Origin of the sequence: Gordonia neofelifaecis NRRL B-59395 (assembly GCF_000192435.1) — a bacterium.
Classification (GTDB): domain Bacteria; phylum Actinomycetota; class Actinomycetes; order Mycobacteriales; family Mycobacteriaceae; genus Gordonia; species Gordonia neofelifaecis.
Genome location: NZ_AEUD01000008.1, coordinates 175,370 through 182,835 on the forward strand (window position 1 = coordinate 175,370; position 7,466 = coordinate 182,835).

Below are 7,466 nucleotides of genomic sequence, written 5' to 3' on the forward strand. Positions count from 1 at the left end.
CGCGAAGGCGACGCCGAGGTCGCCGATGATCGGAATCTCATGCCACTGGATGCTGCTGCTGCCCATGTTCATCTCCATTTCGACCGAGACCCCAAGCGCTCGGTTCAGTAGGTAATCCTAACCTAACTGATTGACGATGGATGTCGAGACCCACCCCGAACCCGGCCTACGAAGACACCCCCTGATCCTCCCCGTGATCAAGTGCTACCTTTGAATGCATGCAGCGTGCACTCCTTCTCGGTTGCCGCGGCGGGGTCTGATCCGACCGGCTCTCCGTCGCGGGGCCTCTTGACGTGCCGGTCAACCCCATCCTTTTTCATTCAGGAGATTGACCAATCATGGCACCAGCAGACGCATTCACCTCCGGCCCCAGCCGCATCGTCGAGCCGAACGGCCCCATCCCCGGCGGCCAGCCCGCCTGGAATCCGCAGCGCAATTCCGCGATGCCCGTCCACCGCTACCGCAGCTTCGCAGACGAGGTCGAGAAGATCGCCCTGCCCGACCGCACCTGGCCGGACAAGGTGACCGATCGCGCACCGATGTGGTGCGCCGTCGACCTGCGTGACGGCAATCAGGCGCTGATCGACCCGATGAGCCCGGCGCGCAAGCGCCGGATGTTCGACCTGCTGGTCCGCATGGGCTACAAGGAGATCGAGGTCGGCTTCCCGTCGGCGAGCCAGACCGACTTCGACTTCGTCCGCGAGATCATCGACGACGGCGCGATCCCCGACGACGTCACCATCCAGGTGCTGACGCAGGCCCGTCCCGAGCTGATCGCCCGCACCTACGAGGCATGCGCCGGTGCGCAGAACGTGATCGTCCACTTCTACAACTCCACCTCGGTGCTCCAGCGCCGCGTCGTGTTCCGCGCCGACAAGGCCGCGATCACCAAGATCGCCACCGACGCCGCGAAGCTGTGCCTGGAGGAGGAGAAGAAGTACCCGGACACCAACTGGCGCTACGAGTACTCGCCCGAGAGCTACACCGGCACAGAGCTGAGTTACGCCAAGGAGGTCGTCGACGCGGTCTCCGAGGTGATCGCGCCGACTCCCGAGAAGCCGCTGATCGTCAACCTGCCTGCGACCGTCGAGATGGCGACGCCGAACGTCTACGCCGACTCCATCGAGTGGATGCACCGCAACCTGGCGCGCCGCGACTCGATCATCCTGAGCCTGCACCCGCACAACGACCGCGGCGAGGGCGTCGCGGCCGCCGAGCTGGGTTACCTCGCCGGTGCCGACCGCATCGAGGGCTGCCTGTTCGGCAACGGCGAGCGCACCGGCAACGTCTGCCTGGTGACTCTGGGTATGAATCTGTTCAGCCGCGGTGTCGACCCGCAGATCAACTTCTCCGACATCGACGAGATCCGCCGGACCGTCGAATACTGCAACCAGCTGAACGTCCCCGAGCGTCACCCGTACGGCGGCGACCTGGTCTACACCGCCTTCTCCGGCAGCCACCAGGACGCCATCAACAAGGGCCTGGACCAGATGAAGATCGACGCCGACGAAGCCGACAAGGACGTCGACGACATCCTCTGGCAGGTGCCGTACCTGCCGATCGACCCGAAGGACGTCGGCCGCAACTACGAGGCCGTGATCCGGGTCAACAGCCAGTCCGGCAAGGGCGGCGTCACGTACATCATGAAGGCCGATCACGGCCTGGACCTGCCGCGTCGACTGCAGATCGAGTTCAGCCGCGAGATCCAGAAGATCACCGACGGCGAGGGCGGCGAGGTCAATCCCAAGGCCATGTGGGACGTCTTCGCCCGCGAGTACCTCGAGCCCGTCACGCCGCTGGAGCGGATGCGCCAGCACGTCGAGGCCGCCGAGACCGATGACGGCGAGGACACTGTGACCGCCGCCGTGCTGGTCGACGGCGTCGAGAAGGAGATCTCGGGCACCGGCAACGGCCCGCTCGCCGCGTTCGTCGACGCGCTGTCGACCATCGGGTTCGACGTTCGCGTCCTCGACTACTCCGAGCACGCGATGACCGCGGGCGGCGACGCCAACGCGGCCAGTTACGTCGAGGCCGAGATCAACGGTGAGACGGTCTGGGGTGTCGGCATCGCGCCCTCGATCACCACCGCCAGCCTCCGCGCGGTCGTCTCCGCGGTGAACCGGGCGTTCCGTGCCGCGGCGCCGGCCGAGACCGCCGCCGAAGGCGCACGCACCTGGGCACCGTGACTCGCTGAGCTCAGCAGGCGCGGTCCACGAGATCGCCCGCGGTGAGCGCACAGACTGAAGCGGCCCCACCCTTTCGGGTGGGGCCGCTTCGTCATCTCAGGCGTCAGAACAGGCCGTGGGTGAGGCTCGCCACGAGGCCGAGATCGCCCAGGCTGCCGGTTCCGAGGCTGCCGTTGCTGTCGCCGCCGTCGTCACCGCCGTCGCCACCGTTGTCGCCGCCGCCGTCACCGCCGCCGGGGTTGTCGGTCGAGACGTCGACGAAGGCCGGGGCCGAGATCGAGCCCTTGAAACCGTCGGTGCCGTTGTAGACGGCCGTGACCGTCCGCTTGCCGTCGGTGGTGAAGGTGTGCTTGAGCACGGCCTTGCCGTTGACCACCGTCACCGGTCCGCCGACTGCGACGCCGTCGACACTGAACTGGACGGTGCCGCCGTCGACATCGGAGGGCGTCAGGTTCGCGGTCAGGGTGACCTCGGCGCCGGTCTTAGCCTTGTCGGGCACGTCGACGGAGATCGTCGTGTCCTTATCGGTCGGGGCCGGAGCCGACACCTTGATCGTCTGCGCCGCCGACGTCGAACCGGTGAAACCATCGGTACCCGAGAACACCGCAGTGATCTCCCGATCACCCGCAGTCGCGAACGTATGCTTCAGAACAGCCTTACCGTCCTCGACGTCCACCGGACCACCGAGATTCGCACCGTCGGCCTTGAACTGCACCTTGCCACCGGTCGGAGCCGGAGCCACCGTCGCAGTCAGCGTCACCTCATCGCCGGTCGTGGCCGTACCCGGCACCGACAACGTCGTGGTCGTGTCCTTGTCCTCGTCGACCGGCGAGCCATTGCCGACCTGGATGGTGGCGAGCGGGCCGGCGCCGCTGTTCAGCGGGCCACCGTCGGAATCGCGTGGCGAGCAGCGGGTCGGCGCCCACTGGGTGCCGAGCACTGCAACAGTGGCTCTGGCGAGCTGAGTGTTGTAGTTGCCCATGTCGCCCTGGTTTCCGGCGGCTCCGGAGGTACGCAGCTTGGGCTGAATGGCTCCGTTACCGCCCGCGGTCAGGGTGACCTCGATCGCCGGAAGCTGGAACCAGGTGTCATTGGCGGAGTTCGCCGATCCGTCGAGGTTCTTCTTCGACTTGGCGACGACGATGCCGCCCTCCGCCTTGGCGTTCGAATTCGGGCCGTTGCCGATCGTCTCGTTGTTGCCCGACAGCCGCAGCACCGAACCGTTGGTATCGGGGTTGCCGTCGATGTTCACTCGCAGAACGCTCGGCGCGGCACCGCTGAGGCCGATGCCGGTGCCGGGAACCACAGTGGCACCGACGAACGTCGCGTTGTCGAGCATCTCGTAGTCGAACTTGATTCGCGACAGGTTGGTCGTCGTCGCACCCGAGTCCTTGTCCGGGTACGACGACGCGCTCGGCTGAATCCGGTAGGTGAAGGTCTCCCCCGGCGCGACCTGCGCGGGTGCGTCCACGGTCATCGTCGTCTGCGTGATCCGCTTCTGGTCGCCGATCACCGAGCCTGCGATGCACGAGTTCTTGAAATTGGGGGTCGACGTCTCGGCCGACGCCGGTGCGCTCACCGCCATGGCGCTCGCTATGAGTGCCGATGTGCCCGCGACTGCGAGCACCGGGCCAGTGGTCAGCCTCATCAGAGATCCTTCGTTCGAATGGAGACAGAAACTTCGTAGGACAGATATCTCAGGAAGTCTCAGACCAGGAACTCCGAAGTGTGACCCGAGTCACAGAACTCGGCATTACCCGCGAGTCCTCGCACGAGCAGACGACAAAACGGTACATAACCGTACATCCGGCCAACGGCCAATCAGTGCCATTCCGACGTTCCAGACGTCACACGAAGTGGATTCGCGTAGCTCGACGAACGATGCGGCGTCCGGAACGCCGCGACTGTCGTCGAGTTACGCGGATGCAGACTTCGCGGGGATCACCCCGGCGCACTGATGCAGACTGGAACCGTGCTGATCTCCAAAGTGGTGGCCGAAGGCATCCGGGACGGCCGGATCACCGCCCAGTACCGCCGGTGGGACGCGCCTCGCGTCAAACCCGGCTCCACCCAGCTGACCGCGGCCGGCGTCGTCCGCTTCACCCGCGTCGCCAAGGTCGCCGACGTGGACCGCATCTCCGACCGCGCCGCACGAGCCGCCGGAATGAAAGATGCCGCGGCGCTGCGCCGGGCCCTCACGCCCAAGCCCGACCGCAAACCCTCCGAACGCGGATCGAAGGGCGGCCACACGGTCTACCGGATCAACCTCGAATGGGCGGGCGAGGATCCGCGGATCGCACTGCGCGCGCAGGTCCCGACCCGCGACGAGCTCACCGAGATCGCCGGCCGGCTGGACCGCCTCGACCGTCGCCCGTCCGGGCCGTGGACCCGCGACATCCTGGAATGGATCCGGGACAATCCCCAGGTCGTGTCGAAGGAATTGGCCGCGATCCGAGGCGTGGAGTTGCTGCCGATGAAGGTCGACATCCGAAAGCTCAAAGCGCTCGGCCTCACCATCAGCCACGACGTCGGGTACGAACTCTCACCCCGCGGCGCGGCGTACCTCGACTCACTGCCGCCACGCTGACCTACGTCAGCGCTCCGCCAGATAGAGCGCCCGCGCCTCTCGCGCATTGCGGCCGCGCAGTTCGCGGAGAACCTCGGGCGGCACGTCGACGAACTCGTAGTCGGCGTCCAGCCCGCCGAGAGCGAGGGCGATCCACCCGGAATCGTCGGTCTGCATCGTCACCAGCGCCCCGTCGTCGTGCTCGGCGACCTCCGACCACCGCCCGATCCGCTCTCGGACGACCCCCGGCTCAGCGTGCACGACCACCCGCACGGAGTGCTGGTCGCGACCGCCGCGCAGACTCGCCCGCACATACGCCGCCGGATCTCCGCCCGGCAGCGTCCGCGGCGCGAACCGGCGCTTCTGAGGTCGCGCGTCGGCCAGCCGGTCGAGACGGAAGGTCCGCCAGTCCTGACGGTCGAGGTCGTAGGCGAGCAGGTACCAGCGACGACCCACCGGCACCAGCCGCAACGGTTCGGTGCGTCGCACACCGGGCGCACTCCCGGCGCGCGCCGCGGGATCGTAATGGAACGTCAGTTCGGTGGCATCGCGGCAGGCCAGCGCCAGCGTGGTCAGTGTCTCGGCGTCGACCGTCGGTGCCTGCTGCTCGCCGGGGAGGAGCACACTCATGGCGCGCAGCGCGTCCGTACGCCGCCGCAGTTTGGGCGGCAGCACCTGCATCACCTTGGCGAGGGCGCGCACGGACGCCTCCGCGAGCCCGGCCGCCGATCCGTGCGCGGCGGTGCGCAGCGCACTCACGATGGCGACGGCCTCCTCCTCGTCGACCACCAGCGGCGGCAGCGAACCGCCGGGCGCGAGCTGATAGCCGCCTCCACTGCCTCGCACCGACTCCACCGGATAGCCCAACTCGCGCAGCCGCTCGACGTCACGCCGCACGGTTCGCTCGGTCGTCTCGAGCCGGTCGGCGAGTTCGATCGCCGACCACAACCGGTGCGCCTGCAGCAACGCGAGCAGCTTCAGCGTGCGGGTGGTCGTATCAGCCATACCCGCATCATGCCCGATACAGAGGACAGAAACTGTCCGGAAAGATTCTCTCAGCTACCGGACAGAAACTGTCCACATGGGCTCATAGCGTCAGTGGTGCAACGCCGACCGATCCTCTCCGACCAGCAGGAGCATCTCATGACCGTCACCGCAGAACCGGCATCTCCCGCCGCTTCGACAAACACGCTCTCCGACGACGCGCCGCCGATCTCCGGTCGAGCGCGCACGATCGCGCTCATCTGTCTCCTCGCCGCGTCGTTCATGGAACTGATGGACGCCACCGTCGTCAACGTCGCACTGCGAACCATGAGCGACCACCTCAGCGCATCCACCACCGCGATGTCCTGGATCGTGGCCGGATACCCCCTCGCCTATGCGACCGGCCTGATCCTCGGGGCTCGCCTGGGCGACCGATTCGGCCGGCGCCGCCTGTTCCTGATCGGCCTCGTTGCGTTCGGCGCCATGTCGCTCGCCTGCGGCCTCGCTGACACCGCCGGCCAGCTTGTCGCATTCCGCATTCTCCAGGGTGGGGCGGCCGCGCTGATGATTCCGCAGGTCCTGACCAACATCCAGGTGCTCTATCCGCCGGCCGAACGCGGACGAGCGATGGGACTGTTCACGTCGATCATCGGGATCGCAGCCGTCGCGGGACCGGTCCTCGGCGCCGTCATCACCTCCGGTGACTGGTTCGGGCTGTCGTGGCGACCGGTGTTCCTGATCAACGTCCCGGTGGCAGTCCTCGCGTTGATCGCCGCGCGCATCTTCATCCCCGAAACCTTCGCCGCGCGGCCGGCGCCGATCACACTCGGTTCGGTCGCCCTTCTCGGGGGATCGTTGGCGGCACTCACCGCGCCGATCACGTTCGGCCCGGAGCACGACTGGCCGGCCTGGGGATTCGCGATGATGGCAGTCGGAGCTGTCGGACTCGTGCTGTTCGCGCGACGTCAGATCACGACCGCCCGCGCGGGCGTCGAGCCGCTGGTCCCGCCCGCGATCTTCCAGACCCGCTCGTTCACGACCGGCCTCATCGCCTTCACCGCGTTGAGCATTCCCACCGGCGGCTATTTCCTGGTGCAGTCGTTGCACGTTCAGCTCGACCACGGCTGGTCGGTTCTGCACACCGGCCTGATGTGGATTCCGTTCTCGATCGCCGTCCCGATCTTCGCCGGGCTGTCGGCAACCGTGCTCGCCGGCCGATTCGGCAAGCGGGTGCTGCAGGCCGGGGCGTGGGTGTTCATCGTCGGCATGACCGCGATGATCGTCGCCGATCAATCCATCCATCCGGCACTGTGGTTCACAGTGGCCCTGGCCGTCGCGGGCGCCGGGTTCGGACTCATCGTCGGAGCGGCCGGACTGCTCGTCCTCAACGACGTCCCCGTCGCGCTCGCCGGCGCAGCGTCCGGAGTGTTCAACACCGTGCAGGCGCTCTCGGTCGCTGTCGGCGCGGCGGTGATCGGAACCCTGTACTCATCTGTGTCCGAGTCCAGCGGATTCGCCGACGGCTATCGCGCCGCGATGCTGGCGATGATCGGACTCGCCGTGGTCGGCATCGTCGCCGCACAGTTCATGCCGCGCCAGGAGATCTCTGCGCCGGCAGAAGGCGCCCCGTCTGCTGGTTGAGCGGAGTGGCGCTTCGCCCGTTCGTTGAGCGACGCCATCCGTTAGTTGAGCCCGGATCCATCGATTGTTGGGGTGGCGGCTCGGGGATG

General features: G+C 67.3%; 5 protein-coding genes. 3 read left to right on the forward strand and 2 right to left on the reverse strand.

The features are described 5' to 3' along the window. Window positions 1-338: 338 nt before the first annotated feature. Window positions 339-2,186, forward strand: coding sequence for a 2-isopropylmalate synthase (leuA, locus tag SCNU_RS11135; protein ID WP_009679472.1), 1,848 nt, complete (start codon window positions 339-341; stop codon window positions 2,184-2,186). A gap of 103 nt (window positions 2,187-2,289) precedes the next feature. Here the strand turns inward: leuA and SCNU_RS11140 are convergent, their stop codons facing one another. Beyond that, window positions 2,290-3,834 (reverse strand): Ig-like domain-containing protein, encoded by a 1,545-nt coding sequence (locus SCNU_RS11140; RefSeq protein WP_139025954.1) that lies wholly within the window; start codon window positions 3,832-3,834, stop codon window positions 2,290-2,292. A gap of 324 nt (window positions 3,835-4,158) precedes the next feature. Here SCNU_RS11140 and SCNU_RS11145 point away from each other — a divergent pair, with 324 nt between their 5' ends. Continuing rightward, on the forward strand, window positions 4,159-4,773 hold the full coding sequence (locus SCNU_RS11145; protein ID WP_040518241.1) for an ASCH domain-containing protein: 615 nt from the start codon (window positions 4,159-4,161) through the stop codon (window positions 4,771-4,773). A gap of 6 nt (window positions 4,774-4,779) precedes the next feature. Here the strand turns inward: SCNU_RS11145 and SCNU_RS11150 are convergent, their stop codons facing one another. Continuing rightward, complete coding sequence (locus tag SCNU_RS11150; RefSeq protein WP_009679475.1) at window positions 4,780-5,757, reverse strand: helix-turn-helix transcriptional regulator; 978 nt, start codon at window positions 5,755-5,757, stop codon at window positions 4,780-4,782. A gap of 138 nt (window positions 5,758-5,895) precedes the next feature. On the opposite strand from SCNU_RS11150, the gene SCNU_RS11155 reads away from it, so the two are divergent. Beyond that, window positions 5,896-7,377 carry an MFS transporter gene (locus SCNU_RS11155; RefSeq protein WP_040518242.1) on the forward strand — a complete coding sequence of 494 codons (1,482 nt, stop codon included), beginning with the start codon at window positions 5,896-5,898 and terminating at the stop codon, window positions 7,375-7,377. The last annotated feature ends 89 nt before the right edge of the window (window positions 7,378-7,466 follow it).

Coding starts and splice junctions, on each gene's coding strand:
- SCNU_RS11155 (WP_040518242.1), top strand. CDS start 5,896: ATGACCGTCACCGCAGAACCGGCATCTCCCGCCGCTTCGACAAACACG.
- SCNU_RS11140 (WP_139025954.1), bottom strand. CDS start 3,834: ATGAGGCTGACCACTGGCCCGGTGCTCGCAGTCGCGGGCACATCGGCA.
- leuA (WP_009679472.1), top strand. CDS start 339: ATGGCACCAGCAGACGCATTCACCTCCGGCCCCAGCCGCATCGTCGAG.
- SCNU_RS11150 (WP_009679475.1), bottom strand. CDS start 5,757: ATGGCTGATACGACCACCCGCACGCTGAAGCTGCTCGCGTTGCTGCAG.